Origin of the sequence: Caulobacter zeae (assembly GCF_002858925.1) — a bacterium.
Lineage (GTDB): Bacteria > Pseudomonadota > Alphaproteobacteria > Caulobacterales > Caulobacteraceae > Caulobacter > Caulobacter zeae.
Genome location: NZ_PJRS01000044.1, coordinates 86,358 through 102,762, shown reverse-complemented (window position 1 = coordinate 102,762; position 16,405 = coordinate 86,358). Strand labels below are relative to the sequence as shown.

The window sequence follows — 16,405 nt, the reverse complement described above, 5'->3', positions numbered from 1 at the left end:
CAATGACGCGGCCGGTGTTCCAGGGCCGCTTTGGGGGAAGGAAGAGGTCAAATTGAGCCATGTTCGCCTCCTGCGAATTGGCTACTCCCCTCGGCTCATTCTATCATCCCTGAGCGCCTCACGGGCTGGCGGCGCGTAGCCGACATTGCTTCGCGTCCGACTCCGGACATAGCACCGTTGGCGTCTTCGGCCGCTCTCGACCCTTGTCGGACGGTCGGAAAGTCTGCTCTACGATCGCGCGTAGGTAACGCCACTGCACAATTCATGCTCGCCCATCCACCTCTTCGTGCTGCTCTTGACGCGCTCTATGCGGCGCTCGCCTGCTACCCGATGCCCACCAGCTGGGAAGCAGCGCCGGGCCGACCGACCGACCTTCTCCGACGCTTGACCGGCGCGCCGTTGCGAGAGCTGACGTGCGAAGTTCTTGGTCCATACTCTGGTTGGGCGATGACCACCGTTGGGGAGCCGCGACACTACAAGCACTTCCTGCCTCGGATCGCTGAGCTAGCTGTTCAGGGCGATTGCGCGCATCAAGGGACAATCCCGGAGGCTCTAGCCGGCAAGATCATCTACGCGGGCTTCGATCGATGGCCCGCCTCGGAGCAGCGGGCGGTCCGGGCGCTCTTTCGTGCTGCTTTCGAACAAGCCGTCACCGAACGTCCGGAGTCTGCTGACGCGGAGCAATGGCTCTGCGCCGACCTGCGCCTGGGAGCCGATATATCTGAGGCGCTCCAGATCTGGGCCGCCGCTCCACAGCCCAATGCAACCCTGCAGTTGGCCCAGAGCATACAAGCCGCCAACCTCCGGGGCCTGGAGAACGATATACCGCCGTTCTGGGAAGAGCTTCCAGCGCTGCACCGTCCCATCTTCGAAGCTTGGCTCCGTCGTCCAGCCTCTCGCGCCAACTTAGAAGCTGCGATATGCGGCGCGGGCGATGATGAGTGGCTCATCCAAGACGCGCTCAAAGCCACGCCGCTTCAGTAGCTACGTCCGCCATCCACCCATCTAGGTCGGTCCGGAGGTCTGCATTTCCGGCGGGGTCGCGCCATCAACGGACGTTGGCATGCGGCCCCAATGCTGACCTTTAGAGCCCTCTCTTCCCGCCGTCGCACAGACGGGTCAGCGGAGCTTTACCGAAAGCTAAGCTCACCGTGGGATGGTCGGCGCATGCATCGTCGCCCGAGATCGCGACTTCCCTTCCCGGCCGTGGTGGCTCTGGTCGCCGCGATCGCATTCGGTCTGACGCTCATTGCCCTGTCTCCGCAAGCGGCGGGCTTGACCCAGATGTCAGCAGCGCAAATCCGGACCATGCTGCCCGCCGACCAACACTTCAGCGGCTGCAACGCGGCCCGAGCGGCGGGTCGCGAAAGCATACCGTCGTGGGATCCCTCCTATCGAGAGAGCATGGACGGAGATGGTGACGGTTTGGCTTGCGAGCCTTATCGAGGCCGCAGCAGGCGATGGTGACTGCGGCACCGGCCCTACTCTCCCTGAGATGGCTCCCGGTCACCGCGCGCGGCCAGTCGATAAGTTGGTCCTGAGACAGCGCAGCGCCAACAGCTGCCGTTGGCTTGCCTCCGGAATAAGGACGTTCGTGCAAGGGCCTAGGTCGGCAGCAATAGCGCGCACCTAGACGACAACCTCTGTCAGTGTCGCTGGAAACACCATGGCGACACGCGCTCCCCGCCCGGCCTCGCTTTCAATTTCGAGGCGCCCCCGCGACTGAGCGACGAAACCTCCGACCATGGCCAAGCCCATACCAGCGTTGCGCGGCGAAGGCTTTGTCGTGAAAAAGGGCTCCGCCGCGCGCTCCACGATGCCGGGTCCCATGCCGTCGCCGTCGTCCTCGACGCGGATGCTTACAGCCGGCGCCCCGTCCAGATCGCCGTTTTGAACCCTGACGACAATCTGCCCTTGCTCGGTGGTCGCCTCACGGGCGTTAACGACTAAACTCAGCAAAGCCGCCTCAAACTGGGCGCGATCAAGTAAGGCGCGTCGTGGCGAAGCGTCAAAGGCGAGACGAAGGTGACGAGCCTCCGCCGTAGCCTCCAACAGGGGCTGCATCCTCTGGACGGTATCGACGAGATCCAACGGCCGTGGGCTCAGGGGAGCTTTGCGCGCAAAGGCCAGAAGCTGATGAGCCAGTTCCGCGGCGTCGCGCGCGGCATGGAGGGCGCGCGCGCCCCGACGCGCAACCCCCGCCTCCTGGAACTTGGGCGCCATCAACTCCAAGGCGCCAACGACCACCTGAAGAAGATTGGTCAGGACGTGCGCCATGCCCGTCGCCAACTGGCCAACAGCCTTCATCTTGTGTTTCTGGTGCAGCGCTTCCTCGGCCGCCTTCTGCTCCGTGACGTCAAGCTGGTTTCCAAGGAAATACCGCACGCGCCCGGCGCCATCGAACACAGGGCCGATGAACAGCGCATTCCAGAAGCTGGATCCATCATCCCGATAGTTGAGGACCTCGATCGAGATGGGCTGCTCTTGCCTGAGCGCCTCTCGAATGCGCGCTACGGCCTTCCGGTCCGTCAGCGGCCCCTGTAGAAAACGGCAATTGCGCCCAAGAACATCGTCGCGCCCATAGCCCGTCAGATCGAGGAAGGCCTGGTTGGCGTAGATGATCGGATGATCGGCCTGCGTCGCGTCCGTGAGAATCGTGGGCATTCTCGCCCCGCCGAGCACGGCCTGAAAGGCCGCCAGGTCACCGTTCCAACTCTGGGGCATTCAGCTCGTCACTTGGCTGTCGCGCATGATATCGGCGCCGCAGATCAACACGACCCGCTCGCCAGGATAGGCGGCGAGCGCGGCCTCGAAGATCGCCACGGCGAGCATGGGGGTCGCGCCGCGGCCGAGCACCCGCGTCGGCGCGCCGACGCGCCGCAGCTCGACTGCAAACGGAATGGCGTCGTCGGAGGGCTGAGAAGCCATTGGGGAGGCGCGCGATGATTATTGCGTTTTGGCGTCCCATCGGCTGATGACGCGGTCGAGATGACGCAAGACGATGACCCGGCCCGGATACTCCCGCGTCGCGGCGTAGTAGGCGGCGTAGCCGATCGAAGGCGAAGCGCTGACAGCGATCACCTGCTCGAGCAGGTTCTTATCCGCCGACCAGAGCTCGACGCTGTAGGGCAGATCATCAGCGCCGTTCGGGAACCGTCCTTGCGGCGGCGGCGTTTTCGACCGGCGGTCGAAGGGATCATCGGTGGGGCTTAGCTTTACAACTTCGGGCACCGCAGACTCTCCGTGAAGGGCTCCGAACCCTTTCTTCTAAGCCCAAGGCTGTCAACGTCACGGGCGAGATCGTCCGGGAAAGAAAAGATTCGACGATGAAGTCCTCTGACGATCACCGGTTCGAGCTGCTCGTCGAGTCCTTGACGGGTTATGGCGTCTATATGCTCGACCTTGAAGGCCGGGTGACCAGCTGGAATCGCGGCGCCCAAAATCTCAAGGGGTATACAGCCGACGAGATCCAAGGCGAGGAGTTCAGCCGGTTCTTTACGCTCGAAGATCGCCGCGACGGTCTTCCACGGCGCCTGATCATGCAGGCGCGCACGCTAGGCCGGATCGATAGCGAGGGCTGGCGCGTGCGCAAGGACGGCAGCCGGTTCTGGGCCGTGGCGACCTTGCATCTGATGCGCGACGAGGCCGGCGCGCCGGTCGGCTTTGCCAAGGTCACGCGGGACATGACCGAGCAGCGAGCGGCCCAGCAGGCGCTGATCGAGAGCGAGCGGCGCTTCCGCTATCTCGTCGAGGGGGTGGTCGACTACGCCATCTACATGCTGGACGTGAACGGGGTCGTGACAAACTGGAACCGCGGCGCCCAGCGGATTAAAGGCTACGACGCCGATGAAATCGTAGGCCGCCATTTCGGCGCCTTCTATGCGCCGGATGATCGCGCCGCGGGTCGACCGGCGCTCGCCCTGGCGACCGCCAAGGCCGAAGGGCGGTTCGAAGGCGAAGGCTGGCGGCTACGCAAGGATGGCAGCCGCTTCTGGGCCTCCGTCGTCATCGATCCGATCCATGACGATCAGGGTCGCTTGATCGGCTACGCCAAGATCACGCGCGACATCAGCGAGCGCAAGGCGGCCGAGGAAGCATTGGCCCAGAGCGAGCGGCAGTTTCGCATGCTTGTTGAGGGCGTGGTCGACTACGCCATCTACATGCTCGATCCCAACGGGATCATCACCAACTGGAACGCCGGCGCCGAGAAGATCAAGGGCTACAACGCCAGCGAGATCGTCGGCCAGCACTTCTCCAAGTTCTATAGTCCGGAGGACCGCGCCGCCGGCTTGCCCCTGCAGAGCTTGCACAAGGCGGCGACGGAAGGCCGGTTCGAGGCCGAGGCCTGGCGGGTTCGAAAGGACGGCACGCTGTTCTGGGCCAACGTGGTCATCGATCCCATACGCGACGAGGCCGGACGCCTTGTCGGCTACGCCAAGATCACTCGCGACATCACCGACAAAAAGCGCGTCCAGGCCGAACTCGATCAGGCGCGCGAGCGGATGGCGCATAACCAGAAGATGGAAGCCTTGGGCCAGCTCACGGGCGGCGTGGCCCACGACTTCAACAATCTGCTGATGGTGGTCGGCGGGCAGGCCCACCTGCTCCGCAGCAAGGTTGGCGATGATCCCAAGGCCCATCGCGCCCTCGATGCGATCGAGACCTCCGCCTTACGCGGTCAGGACCTGACCCGGCACCTGCTGTCCTTCGCACGGCGCCAGCGCCTGCAGACCACGATCGCCCCGCTCGCCGAGCGCATGAGCGGCGTGCGCGAACTGGTGGCGACCAGTTTGCCGCCCAATATCGATCTGGAGCTAAACCTTCCCGGCGATCTTTGGCCCGTCGAGGTGGATCAAGGCGAACTTGATCTCGCCATCCTCAACCTCGCCGTCAACGCCCGGGACGCCATGCCCACCGGCGGTCGCCTCACCATCTCCGCCCGCAACACGAATCTGGCCGACGCCTCGAGCGAACTGAGCGGCGAAGTTGTCGAAATCCAGATCGCCGACACGGGCACCGGTATCGCGCCCGATATCCTGGCCAAGATCTTCGAGCCCTTCTTCACCACCAAGGACATCGACAAGGGCACCGGGCTTGGCCTTAGCCACGTCTACGGCTTCGCCCAGCAAGCCGGCGGCGACGTTCGGGTCGAAAGCACTCTCGGCAAGGGCACGCGCTTTTCGATCCTGCTGCCAAGGTCGCACGGCGAGGCCTCCACGAAGGCTTTGTTGGCCGAGCCGAGCGCGGAGGTCGGCGCGGCCCGAATTCTGCTCGTTGAGGATAATCCCGATGTCGCCGACGTGGCGACCGGGCTGCTTGAGCGGCTCGGGCACCAGGTGCGCGTTGCGAACAATGCGGCCACGGCCTTGAGCGCCTTGCAGCACGGCGCTCCGCCCGACCTGGTGTTTAGCGACATCGTCATGGCCGGCGAGATGGATGGCCTCGAGCTGGCGCGGCTGCTGCGTGAGCGCCATCCGAACCTGCCGGTGCTGCTGGCCACGGGGTACAGCCAGGCCGCCGAGAACCTTGGCGGTGAGTTCCGCATCCTCCGAAAGCCCTACAGTCTTGAGGCGCTAAAAGCGGCCATCGAGCTTGCGTTGTCAGAGGTTAAGGTTGGAGCTTTCGCCAAGGTCGTTCCCTTGCTCCCCGCGCGGAAGGAACGAAAAGCGTAACGCGAAAGGGACGACTAGCGCCAGTTGCTGACGTTAATACGCCTCCAGGAACCGGACAGTCAGCCGTACATATACTCAGCGCCGGATCGCATCGTCCGGGGAACCGTCGCTCCAGCGCCCCGTTGGCTGAGCCCGCCTCCAATCCGAAGGTGGATTAAGATTTCCAATGACCGATCAAAAAGACCTCACCGGCGCCGTCATCGTCGTCACCGGAGCGTCCAGCGGCTTTGGTCGCGGCTCCGCGCTCAAGCTGGCCAGCCTCGGCGCCCGTGTCGTCGTCATCGCTCGCCGCGGCGACATGCTCGACGGCCTGGTGACAGAGATCACCGCCGCCGGCGGCGCGGCGATCGCGGTTCCCGGCGACGTCAGTGATCCCGCCGACATCGCCAGGCTCGCCACGGCCGCGATCGAGCGGTTCGGCCGCATCGACGTCTGGGTCAACAACGTCGGTATCGGCGCCCTGGGGCTGTTCTGGGATATCCCGATCGAGGACCACGCTCGCGTCATCGACGTCAATCTGAAGGGACTGATCTTCGGCGCCCACGCCGCCATCCGGCAGTTCATCGCCCAGGGCCAGGGGACGCTGGTCAATGTCGGCTCGATCGACAGCGAGGTCCCCCTCGCCTACCAGGCCTCCTACGCCGCCTCGAAAGCCGCCGTGCTCGGCCTGAGCCGGTCGCTGAACGAGGACCTGAAGTTGGCCGGTCACGACGCCATCAAGGTGGGAACGATCATGCCCTGGGCGGTCGACACGCCCTGGTGGACCCACGCGGCCAATTACAGCGGGCATGCGCCGCGCATGGCGGCCATGGACGACCCGCAGATCGTGATCGACGCCATCGTCGCGGCCTGCACCGACCCGAAGGAAGAACAGCCCGTCGGACCCAAGGCCCACGCCTCGAACCTCTCGCACCATATCTTCCCGGACCTGACCGAGCGCCTGTCGGCCAGGATCGCGCAGTCTGAGATGGCCAAGGCCTCGCCCCTGGCGGCGACGAGTGGATCAATCCACGTTTCGCAGGCCGACGGGCTCATCATCGACGGCGGCATCCGCGAACGCATGAAACGCGAGGACGCCGCTCGCGCATAGCGCTTGATCCCGGCCTCGAGTCTGGCGAAGGGCCAGGCGAGAGTCGCTCGCCTGGCCCGACGACCTCAGTACGACAGAAGCGACGCGGGCAGCAGGGCGCCGCCTTGCTGCAGTTGCGCCTCGATCAGTGGGACGCCGTTGCCGGCGACCTGCTTGAGGGACTGATCCGTTCCGTCTTCGGCATAGCCCTTGTAGGCGGCCCAGTTGGCCTGCTGAACATTAGCCGACTGGGTGAGATAGAGGTTGTCGAACCCGCTACGCGGCGTCTTGCGCAGCATTTCCAGCATCGAGGCTCGCTCAGCTGAAAGGGTCCTGGCAGGCTTGGCGATCTTGCGCTGATCGTTCGAAAGCGACGCCATCAGAGTCTGTTGAGCGGTCTCACCGGCTGAGATCATGCGCCGCGCGTAGTCCTTGACGTCGGCGCGTTGCGAGCGCGCCAGACTGAGGCGGCTGGCGGCGATCTGATACTGGTTGGCGTCTGAAGCCGCGGCGGAAAAGGCCGGCGCGTCGAGCCCGTGGACCGGCATAGCGCCAACGCTGGCGCTCGTTGAACTGCCCGTCGTGGACGGGAGGGTGGATTGCGCGGTCGCGGCGGTCGCCACGATCAGCGAGGCGGCGCCCAAGAGCGCGGCCAAGGCGATTGATTTCATTGTGGGTTTCCTACAGGCGGCTCGGGCGGAAAGGACCGCAGCGGGACACGCCTGACTAGCCGTGCGCACGCCGTCCGGGACGGAAGGCTGCACTCGCGGCGCATTGAAAACGGCTCCCGTCGATCAATGGTTGCAATCTCACGCCGCCTGGAGCCATGCGCGAATCTTTTCGCCGACAACCTTCGCCTGTGGAACAGCCGTTCCGGCCATCGGTTTAGGTGCTCCCCCTAGTGGGAGAAAACCTGGAATGCCGCCATGCCCTTGATCGTCCTGGCGCGCCTTGCGCTTTCACTCGCCTCCCTCATTGTCCTCGGGATGGGCGGCTATCTGCTCTGGTCCTGGTATGACGGCTACTGGCTGGCCGATCGGTTCGGCCAGACCCACCACATTCGAGAGGCGTGGCGGCTCTGGCTGGGCCTGGGGATGCTGGCATGGTCGCTCTGCGGCCGCTGGATCGTCCCCGTCTTGGTCGCACGTCCAGACACCGACCCGACCCGACCCGAACGCAGCGCCGGTCAAGAAATCACCAGTCCCACAGGCTCCAACCTGTATGTCGAGATGCATGGGCCGCAAGACGCGCCCACCGTTATCCTGACCCACGGCTGGGGTTTGGACAGCAGTATCTGGTTCTATCTCCGCCGCGCGCTCTCCCAGCGCTTCCGGGTGATCGTCTGGGACCTGCCTGGCCTGGGCCGCTCCAAGCCCGCCACCGGCGCGATCGACCTGTCGCACTTCGCCCGCGACCTGCAGACGATCCTCTCGCTGGCCGGCGACAGGCCCGCGGTCCTGGTCGGACACAGCATCGGCGGCATGACCATTCAGACCCTGATCCGCGACCATCCGCAGGTAATGGCGCGCCAGGTGGCAGGGATCGTGCTGGTCAACACCACCTACACCAATCCTCTCGAGACCATGATCTTCAGCCCATTGGCGAGGGCCCTAAGATGGCCCCTGCTGGAGCCCATGTTCAGGCTGACGATCTGGCTGCAGCCGCTGGCCTGGCTGTCTGCATGGCAGAGCTATCTGAGCGGGGCCGCCCACCTAGCCAATCGCCTGGGCTTCGCCCGCCATGTCACCCGCAGCCAGCTGGAGCAGACCACCCTACTCGCCACCCGCAATCCGCCGGCCGTCCAGGCGCGCGGCAATCTGGCGATGTTCCGCTGGGAGGCCGACGGAGCGCTGCAGGCGATCACCGTGCCGGCCCTGATCCTGACCGGCGACGCCGACATCGTCACCGAGCCCCGGGCCAGCCAGACCCTGGCGCAGGCCACACCCGGCGGCCAGCTGGAGACGATCGCCCAGGCCAACCACATGGGCTTCCTGGAACGTCCCGATCTCTACAACGCCCAGATCTCCGCCTTCTGCGAGCTTCATCTGCGCGAGCCTGCCGTCCCGCCCTACGCCTCGAAATCGGCCGCCAGCCTGTGATCGGCCGCCCCGATAGCCGGCGCCCAGCGAGCACACCATGAGCGCGCCGATCAACCCGCAGAAAGTCCAGGGGGCGGCACGCCGCGAGCTTCCGGCCTATGTCGCTAACGGCCTGGTCGGCCTGCGGGTTCGGGACGTTCCGTTGACGACCGGCATGGCCCTGCTCAGCGGCTACAGCGGCGAGCACTATGAGCGACGGATCGAGGCCGCCGCCGTCGCCCCCTACCCCATCGCTGGCGACTTGGCCCTCAACGGGGTCTGGCTGTCGGACGTTCCGCATCAGATCTTCGATCTGGAGCAGGCGTATGACTTCTCGGCCGGCGAACTGACGTCTCGCTTCACGTTCCAGGCCACGGGACGCACAGCGAGGGTCGAGGTCCTGACCTTCTGCAGCCGGCGCGACCCCACCCTTGTCTGCCAGGAGATCGCCGTCACCGTCGACAAGGCCTGCGCCTTGGGCCTTCGCGCGATCGTCGACGCCTCCGGCGCCGACGGCCGGGCGCTGAGATCCGACCGCAAGACCCCGGGCCAGGACCCGCCCGCGACGGACGGGACCTTGCTTTGGGAGTCTGCCGGCGGCCTTTCGACCTGCGGCGTGGCCTTCGTCACCGAACTACGCGGCGCCGGCGACGAGTCTGCCGACAAGCCGCCGCTGCGCGACCACAGGCTGGTCAGCCAGTACGACCTGCGCGCCCGCGCTGGACGAACGGTTCGCCTGCGCCAGATCGCCAGCCTCGTGCCGCGGATCCTGCACGACATGCCCGACCAGCAGGCCGCGCGCCTGGCGGCCAAGGCCGCCAAGGATGGCTTCGACACGATCCGCGCCCAGAACCGGGCCGAGTGGGACGAACTCTGGAAAGGCCGCATCCGGCTGAAGGGCGCGAGCGATGACTGGCAGGGCTTGGCCGACGCGGCCGTCTTCTACCTCAACAGCTCGGTGCACGCCTCCTCGCCCGCCTCGACCTCGATCTTCGGCCTCGCGACCTGGCACGACTATCACTACTATTTTGGCCACGTGATGTGGGACATCGAGGCCTTCGCCGTCCCTGCGCTCAGCATGCTCCAGCCCCAGGCGGCCCGAGCCCTGCTCGACTACCGATCCGCCAAGCTCGACGGGGCCCGGCGCACCGCCCAACTGATGGGAAGGCGCGGCCTGCAGTTTCCGTGGGAGAGCGCGCCGGCTAGCGGCCAGGAGGCCGCGCCCCTGCCTGGCTCCGCCGCCTGGCACGAGGACCACGTTTCGCTCGATGTCGCGCGCGCCTTCGCACTCTACGCCGACGTCACCGGCGACCGGGAGTTCCTGCGCGCCTGCGCCTGGCCCGTACTATCGGGCGTATGCGAATGGCTCACCACGCGCACGACCAGGACCGGCGATGGCTACGCCATACTGGAATCGATGGGCATAGCCGAGCGTGAAGAGCCCGTAGCCAACGCCGCCTTCACCAACATGGCCGCCGTGGTCGTGCTGCGCGACGCCGTCCGCGCTGCCGAAGCGCTCGGTTTCCAGGCTGATCCAGCCTGGGCCCGGATCGCCGACGGCATGACCATTCCTATGCGTGGCAAGGCTGTGATTTCCCACGACGCCTATCGCGTCGACGAGGAAAAGGGCGCGACGCCCGATCCGCTGATGGGGCTGTTTCCCTTCGGCTTTCCGCTGCCTGCGGACCAGGAGAAGGCCACGCTCGAACTCTATCTCGGCATGGCCCAGGACTATGTCGGCAGCCCGATGCTTTCGGCCCTGTACGGAGCCTGGGCCGCACGTCTCGGCGATCGGGATCTGGCGCTGAAACTGCTCGACGACGGCTACGCCCGGTTCTGCGCCGGCCGCTTTCTCCAGACACTGGAATACCGCGCCGACCGTTTCCCCGAGCAACCACAGGCGGGCCCGTTCTTCGCAAACATTGGCGGTTTCCTGACAGGCCTGATCCTGGGCTTCACCGGCCTGCGGCCCGGTCCCGACACACCGAACGCCTGGGCCGAACGAACCGTCATGTTGCCGGCGGGTTGGACCGCCATCGAGATCGACCGGCTGTGGATCAGGGGGCGGCCGATGAGACTGGTCGCCAGGCAGGGCGAAACAGCCGTGCTGGAGCCCCTATCATGAGCCGGAAGATTGTCGCCGGGGCGCAATCATTTCCCAGGGGACCAAGCGTTCATGCTAATGTCGCTCTGCGGCGCGTAATCACGCCGTCAGGTCGGTTCGCCGGGCGTCGGTGCGCCAAGATCCCGACGCGTCCACCACCCATTACCTTCGCAATGGCCCCCACGAGCTTTTGCTCGGCCGGCTCGTCGCGCGCCCTCATTGCCATCGAAAGGAACGCCGCTTGTCCAAAGGCAACCGAGAAGTCCGCAAACCCAAGGCCATCAAGCCCAAGGTGATCGCCGCCGCGCCGTCGGCCTCTTTGGCGATGGCTGGATCGCGAAAGAAATGATCCTCCGCCGCGACGGCGGCGCGCCAAGAAAGGCGACTAGATGAAAACCTATCCTGGAACGCGTTCGTCCCCACCAAAGGGCTTCAACGATCCGCGCTCGACCTCGGGCCAAAACTCCAGGCCCCGCCCGATCGATCCCGACGCCCTGCGGGGGACCAAGTCCTGATCGCCCGGGGTTCTCGCCGCGGTCGAGACGACCTTGCCGGGGGCAAGCGGCCATGACCCGCTACTTCTGCTATATCCACATGCCGGCGTCGATGGCGCCGCGTCTGCTTGTCCTGTTCAGCGAACCTGGCGAGGCGCTCGCCGCCGCGGTGACCGAAGAAATCCGCAGCTGTCCCGCCTACACCGCGGTCGAAATCTACGACGAATATGATCGGGCGATCCTCAGGTTCACGAAGACCGCGATGCTTGTCCCTAGTTAGCCAAGCCATGATTGCATCTTTGGGCGTGCCCCGTTTCCTCCCTTATGGCCGATAGTGATGTCCGTATTGCCGGCGCGATAGCGCCAGTTGCTGACCTACATTCACCTCCAGGAACCGGACCTTCAGCTCACCCGGCACAAGGGCGAGATCGACCCTTAGCGGACATAGACAGGCAAAGCTTCGCTGGATAGCGTCCAGCCTATGATTGCTTGCTCACTGAAGACCCAATCGCGAGTTGCGGCGATTTTGCTGGCGGCGCTGATCACTGCAACTACGTCAATCTGCGCGGCTCAGACCGCCCTTCCTGAGACTTCCGGTCCGGCAATAGAATATGACACCGTCTCGGCTGCGCTGATCGCCCTGAAAACGAAGCCCGGCGTGGCTTTTACGGTCCAGAATGGATGGGACATCGCCACCGACGAGGCGGCAATGACGATCTGGTCGTTTTCCCCCCGTGGCTACTCTGCATACCCTGCCGTGGTGAAGCGCCAAGTGGTGCAAAAGGGCAGCCAGGTCTCGATAAAGATGAGCGTGCATTGCGAGGGATCGAAGGTCGCGTGTGATGATCTCGTTCGCACCTTCTCTCGGATGAACGGCTTCGAGGTTCCGCAATAGGCAGCGACTGTTTCCCAGCCTCGTCAGTCGATCCGAATGTCTGCGTTGCCGGCCGGGTCGCGTCAGAAGCTGACTCTAGCGTGTGTCCAGAAAGGCGACGTTCAGGCGACGATTGACCGAGTGCAAACCAAATCGCTGATTTCAGCTTGAGCTACGAGTTGAATTTGCCGGTTTCGGAATCACGTCTCGTCGAGATCTGGATTTTGAAGCGCCTAGGCGCCGTATAGCCCCTCGCTCCATCGCTTCGAGCGATTGGAGGGTCTTGTGCAACCCATAGACCGCCGGACGCCCGGCCAACGCGGCCCATTGCTTGCCGAGGCTCTTGAGGAAATAGGGCTCCAGCCGAGCCAACTGCTCGTCCGTCGGCCAATACAGGTCACTCATGATCCAGACTCCTCAGAAGCCGAAATCAGATCGCTCCCCTCGACACAATGGGTCCTGAGCCTAGGTCGCCGGCACCAGGCCGGCGGGACCAAGCGCATGCCCTCCGGATGGCTGGCGCGTATCGGCGACGATGGCCCCACGATCCAGGACGACGACCCGGTCGGCGGCCGCCACCGTCTCCTTGCGGTGGGCCACGATGATCCGCGTCACTGAAAGCGCCTTGAGCGCCTCGTTCACCCGCTGCTCGCGTGCTAGGTCGAGGTGCGAGGTGGCCTCGTCCAGCACCAGAATGCGCGGCTCGCGATAGAGGGCGCGCGCCAGCAGCAGCCGCTGCTTCTGCCCGCCCGAAAGCGACGAGCCCATGTCGCCCACCGGCGTTTCGGCCCGCATCGGCATGGCCATGACGTCTTCTTCCATGCTGGCCGCCCTCAGGCTGGTCCAGACCCGGTCCATATCGACGGCCTCGCCGAAGAAGGCGACGTTCTCGGCGATAGAGCCGGAAAGCAGCTCGTCGTCCTGCATGACCACGCCCAGCTTCCGCCGCACCGCCCTTGGTCCCCAGCTGGCCAGCGACAGGCCGTCAATCAGCACCTCGCCGGACGAGGCCTGATAGAGGCCCGTGGCCACCTTCAGCAGGGTGGACTTGCCCGCGCCCGACGGGCCGACGATGGCGACGAACTCTCCCGGCTCGATCCGCAGGCTGACCCGTCTCAGGATCGGCGGCTCGTGCGGGGCGTAGGCGAAGCTGACGTCGCGCAGTTCGACGGCCCCACGGATTTCTTCAGCGCCGACTACCGTCTTGTTGATCCCCTCCTCGACCGGATGCAGCGCGATGTCGGCCAGGCGATGGGTATGCAACTGCAGCAGCTGAGTGCTCACCACCTGCTCGAACAGCCGCTGCGAGGCGGCCAGGAACTGATTGCGATAGGCTAGGAAGGTGTAGAACACCCCCACGCTCATGGCCCCGGCGATCAGGCTCTTCATGCCGAGGAACACAGTCAGCACCAGGCCCACCGCGTCGACGCCAGTCTGCAGCGCGCGAACGGCGACGCTGGCGTCGCCGCTGGCCTGGCCCGTGCGAATGGTGTCGGCCAGCCGGTTTGACCAATCGCCCTCGCGGTCGCTTTCGGCGGCCATCACCTTGATCGTCTGCATGGCCCGCAAGGTCTCGATGCGCTTGCCCTGCTCGGCGATCGATGCCGAAAGCGAGGCCGCGCCCAGGCGCAGGGTCCAGGGGATCGTCGCGGTGCGGATGACGACGTCGATCAGCAGGCCCGCCAGCACCAGGCAGGCCAGCAGCGGCGCGAACAGGAACATCATCACCAGGGTGGTGAGCGACAGCGCGCCGTCGATCAGCGAGCCGACCATGCCATTGGCGACCAGGTTCTTGACCGGCGCCAAGCTGTCGAAGCGGGTCAGGGCGTCGGCCAGCCGCCGCCTCTGGAACCAGACCAGCGGCAGGCGGACCATGTGGTGAAACAGGCGCTGGGTCATGTCCCAGGCCAGCAGCGCCGACACCCGCTGCAGGGCGAACCCGCGCAGCGCCTCGGCCCCGGCGTTGAAGGCCGCGAAGAGCCCGAAGCCGATCGCCAGCGAGACCAGCAGGTCCTGGTCGCCCTTGACCGCCGCCTCGTCCACCGCCAGCTGGATGTAGAATGGGCTGGCGATGACGTAGATCTGCAGCAGAGCCGACAGCAGCAGCGCCTGGCCAAGACCGCTCAGGACGCGCGGCGTCCAACGGAACAGGCTGGTCAGCTTCAGGCGCGATCGCTCCTGTCGCCGCACGAAGGCCGGCGCGGCGGTCACCTCCATCGCCACGCCCGTGAAGCGGCGGGACACGACCTCCAGGGGCTCGATCCTGCGCCCCAGGGCGGGATCGACGATCACCGCCTTCCCACGCGACACCTGCTCCAGCACGACAAAGTGGTTGAGATCCCAGTGCAGGATCGCCGGGCAGTTCAGATGGACCAGCTCGTCGAGCTCGCAGCGGACCGCCCGACCCACCAGGTTCATCGCGCCGGCTATGGCGGCGATGTCCTTTAAGGTCAGGCCGCGGGGCGAAACGGGATGGCGTCGCCGCAGCTCCGCCAGGTCGGGCTTGTCGCCCAGCATCCGGGCTGAGATCGCCAGACAGACCAGGCCGCACTCGGCCGCCTCAGTCTGGCGCAGATGGAGAAAGCTCATCTCGTACTCACAGCGGCGCGGCGCGCGTGCGCGCGGCGCGAACCTTGTCGAATAGCCAGGCCCAGAGGGACTGCTCCTCCAGGATGACGTCGGCCTGCAGGCGCATGCCCGACGTCAAGGGCCAACGCTTGCCGTAGGCGCCGACGTTCTGCTCATCCAGCTCCACGAGGACGCGGTAGAGGTCCTCCTCGGCCTTCAGGGCGACCGGCAGTTCGCCGGGCGAGAGCGGAGCCCTAGCGATGTCGGCGACCCTGCCCCGCCCGACTCCGAACCGCTGGTAGGGAAAGGCGTCGTACATCAGCCGCACGCGGTCGCCGCGCCGCAGAAAGCCCGCCGCTCGCGAAGGCAGCCATAGCTGGGCCTGCAACTTAACGCCGTCGGGCACGATCACCGCCAGGGTGGAGCCGGCGTTCACCGCCCCGCCCTGGATCGCCTGCAAAGCCGCGACCCGGCCGCCCTCGCCCGCCGTCAGCACGAGCTCGGTGTCGGTTCTGTTGGCCGCATCGCGCTGGGACAGCTCGGCCGCACTGGAAGCCATCGAGGCGGCGACGTCCTCGGCCTCGGCGACCAGCCTCTGGTCCTGCGCGGCCAGTTGCGCCAGAGCCGGCGGAATGGCCTCCAGCTCGCGCTGCGCGGCCGACAGCGCCAGCTTGGCGGCCAGAGACGCTTCCTGCCTCTGCCGGTGCTGCAGCATCGGCATCAGCCCCTGCTTCTGCAGGGTGTCGGACGCGGCCAGCGTCTGTTCGGTTAGGCGCACGCGCTCTTCCTGCATCACGATGTCGGCCCGCAGCCGCTTTTCCTGCAGCAGCAGCGCGTCCCGCCGCGCCCCGATCTCGTCGCGCTGGCGTTCGGTGAGCGCCTGCTTGGCGCCGGCCTGACGCAGCAGCGCCGACTGCTGGGTGTCAGCGACGGCGGCGTAGACATCGCCCAGCCGCCGTCCATCCTTCAGGGTCGGGTTCGACGACAGCGTGATCAGGGCAGCCCCCTTGGCGACCACGTCGCCCTCCTGCACGTGTACGCCAGAAACGACGCCGGGGCGGTTGGTCGAGACGCGGATGGCCCCCTCGGCCGGGGCCAGAACGCCGGTGACGGTCTCCTTGCGGGCGTACTTCGTCAGGCAGGCGAAGACGATCACGCTGGCCGCCGCCGCGATCAGGAACGTGGTCAGCACCCAGTTGGCGACGCCGGCCGAGCGCACCGGCGCCCCGAGCCGGTCGCGGGCCGCTGCCAGCGCTTCGGAGCGAAAGAGCTTTTGATAGTCGGACATCGAACCGCTCAGCGCCAAAGCCGAGGTCTAAAGGCGCGATCGCCTTTTCGGATCGCATCGTCGGGCCTGGGAAACGCTATGCCCCGCCCGGGCTGTCTGGTTCGTCGCATTTGATCACCGGCCCGCGCCCGCCCCGCGCCCCACCGCACAAGGAGGGAGGCCGAGCGGCGTAGAAAGAAGCTTTACCACTATGGCGGTTATATGCTGATAATAGTGACTTGCAATATGTCACTCCAGGTTGATTTCTGGAGGTCGCGC

The 16,405-nt window shown here is 65.8% G+C and carries 15 protein-coding genes; 9 read left to right on the top strand and 6 right to left on the bottom strand.

The window, feature by feature from the left end; translation table 11 throughout:
* Positions 1 to 447 precede the first annotated feature (447 nt).
* Positions 448 to 984: a hypothetical protein gene (locus SGCZBJ_RS21485; RefSeq protein WP_101719969.1), complete on the top strand. Its 537-nt coding sequence runs from the start codon at positions 448 to 450 to the stop codon at positions 982 to 984.
* A 90-nt stretch (positions 985 to 1,074) separates the two neighbouring features.
* The gene (locus SGCZBJ_RS26590; protein WP_420808185.1) at positions 1,075 to 1,467 is read left to right on the top strand and encodes an excalibur calcium-binding domain-containing protein; all 393 of its coding nucleotides are present in this window, start codon (positions 1,075 to 1,077) and stop codon (positions 1,465 to 1,467) included.
* A gap of 162 nt (positions 1,468 to 1,629) precedes the next feature.
* Here SGCZBJ_RS26590 and SGCZBJ_RS21475 read toward each other — a convergent pair whose 3' ends face one another.
* From SGCZBJ_RS21475 to SGCZBJ_RS21465, 3 genes are read right to left on the bottom strand one after another with little or no spacing between them, the layout of a single operon-like run.
* On the bottom strand, positions 1,630 to 2,724 hold the full coding sequence (locus tag SGCZBJ_RS21475) for a PAS domain-containing protein (RefSeq protein WP_101719968.1): 1,095 nt from the start codon (positions 2,722 to 2,724) through the stop codon (positions 1,630 to 1,632).
* Positions 2,725 to 2,928: a hypothetical protein gene (locus SGCZBJ_RS21470; protein ID WP_101719967.1), complete on the bottom strand. Its 204-nt coding sequence runs from the start codon at positions 2,926 to 2,928 to the stop codon at positions 2,725 to 2,727.
* A gap of 18 nt (positions 2,929 to 2,946) precedes the next feature.
* Positions 2,947 to 3,231, bottom strand: coding sequence for a hypothetical protein (locus SGCZBJ_RS21465; protein WP_101719966.1), 285 nt, complete (start codon positions 3,229 to 3,231; stop codon positions 2,947 to 2,949).
* 95 nt (positions 3,232 to 3,326) lie between these two features.
* Here SGCZBJ_RS21465 and SGCZBJ_RS21460 point away from each other — a divergent pair, with 95 nt between their 5' ends.
* Both SGCZBJ_RS21460 and SGCZBJ_RS21455 read left to right on the top strand, forming a co-directional pair.
* A complete protein-coding gene (locus SGCZBJ_RS21460) occupies positions 3,327 to 5,672 on the top strand; it encodes a PAS domain S-box protein (RefSeq protein WP_101719965.1) in 2,346 nt (781 codons plus the stop codon).
* A 166-nt stretch (positions 5,673 to 5,838) separates the two neighbouring features.
* Positions 5,839 to 6,762 carry an SDR family NAD(P)-dependent oxidoreductase gene (locus tag SGCZBJ_RS21455; protein ID WP_101719964.1) on the top strand — a complete coding sequence of 308 codons (924 nt, stop codon included), beginning with the start codon at positions 5,839 to 5,841 and terminating at the stop codon, positions 6,760 to 6,762.
* A 65-nt stretch (positions 6,763 to 6,827) separates the two neighbouring features.
* Here SGCZBJ_RS21455 and SGCZBJ_RS21450 read toward each other — a convergent pair whose 3' ends face one another.
* Positions 6,828 to 7,412, bottom strand: coding sequence for a DUF4142 domain-containing protein (locus SGCZBJ_RS21450; protein ID WP_101719963.1), 585 nt, complete (start codon positions 7,410 to 7,412; stop codon positions 6,828 to 6,830).
* 255 nt (positions 7,413 to 7,667) lie between these two features.
* Between SGCZBJ_RS21450 and SGCZBJ_RS21445 the strand changes: the two genes are divergently transcribed.
* The 5 genes from SGCZBJ_RS21445 to SGCZBJ_RS21425 all read left to right on the top strand — a co-directional run bounded on the left by SGCZBJ_RS21445 (position 7,668) and on the right by SGCZBJ_RS21425 (position 12,312).
* Positions 7,668 to 8,840 carry an alpha/beta fold hydrolase gene (locus tag SGCZBJ_RS21445; protein ID WP_101719962.1) on the top strand — a complete coding sequence of 391 codons (1,173 nt, stop codon included), beginning with the start codon at positions 7,668 to 7,670 and terminating at the stop codon, positions 8,838 to 8,840.
* Between the two features lie 37 nt (positions 8,841 to 8,877).
* Positions 8,878 to 10,944 carry a glycoside hydrolase family 65 protein gene (locus SGCZBJ_RS21440; RefSeq protein WP_101719961.1) on the top strand — a complete coding sequence of 689 codons (2,067 nt, stop codon included), beginning with the start codon at positions 8,878 to 8,880 and terminating at the stop codon, positions 10,942 to 10,944.
* Positions 10,945 to 11,312: 368 nt separating this feature from the next.
* Positions 11,313 to 11,438 (top strand): hypothetical protein, encoded by a 126-nt coding sequence (locus tag SGCZBJ_RS21435; protein WP_101719960.1) that lies wholly within the window; start codon positions 11,313 to 11,315, stop codon positions 11,436 to 11,438.
* 52 nt (positions 11,439 to 11,490) lie between these two features.
* Positions 11,491 to 11,697 (top strand): hypothetical protein, encoded by a 207-nt coding sequence (locus SGCZBJ_RS21430; protein WP_101719959.1) that lies wholly within the window; start codon positions 11,491 to 11,493, stop codon positions 11,695 to 11,697.
* A 246-nt stretch (positions 11,698 to 11,943) separates the two neighbouring features.
* Positions 11,944 to 12,312, top strand: a complete 369-nt coding sequence (locus tag SGCZBJ_RS21425; RefSeq protein WP_101719958.1) for a hypothetical protein — start codon at positions 11,944 to 11,946, stop codon at positions 12,310 to 12,312.
* Positions 12,313 to 12,756: 444 nt separating this feature from the next.
* On the opposite strand, the gene SGCZBJ_RS21420 is transcribed toward SGCZBJ_RS21425, so the two are convergent.
* Complete coding sequence (locus tag SGCZBJ_RS21420) at positions 12,757 to 14,880, bottom strand: peptidase domain-containing ABC transporter (protein WP_101719957.1); 2,124 nt, start codon at positions 14,878 to 14,880, stop codon at positions 12,757 to 12,759.
* Between the two features lie 7 nt (positions 14,881 to 14,887).
* Positions 14,888 to 16,147, bottom strand: a complete 1,260-nt coding sequence (locus SGCZBJ_RS21415; RefSeq protein ID WP_133149307.1) for an HlyD family secretion protein — start codon at positions 16,145 to 16,147, stop codon at positions 14,888 to 14,890.
* Between the last annotated feature and the right edge of the window lie 258 nt (positions 16,148 to 16,405).

Coding starts and splice junctions, on each gene's coding strand:
- SGCZBJ_RS21485 (WP_101719969.1), top strand. CDS start 448: ATGACCACCGTTGGGGAGCCGCGACACTACAAGCACTTCCTGCCTCGG.
- SGCZBJ_RS26590 (WP_420808185.1), top strand. CDS start 1,075: ATGCTGACCTTTAGAGCCCTCTCTTCCCGCCGTCGCACAGACGGGTCA.
- SGCZBJ_RS21475 (WP_101719968.1), bottom strand. CDS start 2,724: ATGCCCCAGAGTTGGAACGGTGACCTGGCGGCCTTTCAGGCCGTGCTC.
- SGCZBJ_RS21470 (WP_101719967.1), bottom strand. CDS start 2,928: ATGGCTTCTCAGCCCTCCGACGACGCCATTCCGTTTGCAGTCGAGCTG.
- SGCZBJ_RS21460 (WP_101719965.1), top strand. CDS start 3,327: ATGAAGTCCTCTGACGATCACCGGTTCGAGCTGCTCGTCGAGTCCTTG.
- SGCZBJ_RS21455 (WP_101719964.1), top strand. CDS start 5,839: ATGACCGATCAAAAAGACCTCACCGGCGCCGTCATCGTCGTCACCGGA.
- SGCZBJ_RS21450 (WP_101719963.1), bottom strand. CDS start 7,412: ATGAAATCAATCGCCTTGGCCGCGCTCTTGGGCGCCGCCTCGCTGATC.
- SGCZBJ_RS21445 (WP_101719962.1), top strand. CDS start 7,668: ATGCCCTTGATCGTCCTGGCGCGCCTTGCGCTTTCACTCGCCTCCCTC.
- SGCZBJ_RS21440 (WP_101719961.1), top strand. CDS start 8,878: ATGAGCGCGCCGATCAACCCGCAGAAAGTCCAGGGGGCGGCACGCCGC.
- SGCZBJ_RS21435 (WP_101719960.1), top strand. CDS start 11,313: ATGAAAACCTATCCTGGAACGCGTTCGTCCCCACCAAAGGGCTTCAAC.
- SGCZBJ_RS21430 (WP_101719959.1), top strand. CDS start 11,491: ATGACCCGCTACTTCTGCTATATCCACATGCCGGCGTCGATGGCGCCG.
- SGCZBJ_RS21420 (WP_101719957.1), bottom strand. CDS start 14,880: ATGAGCTTTCTCCATCTGCGCCAGACTGAGGCGGCCGAGTGCGGCCTG.
- SGCZBJ_RS21415 (WP_133149307.1), bottom strand. CDS start 16,147: ATGTCCGACTATCAAAAGCTCTTTCGCTCCGAAGCGCTGGCAGCGGCC.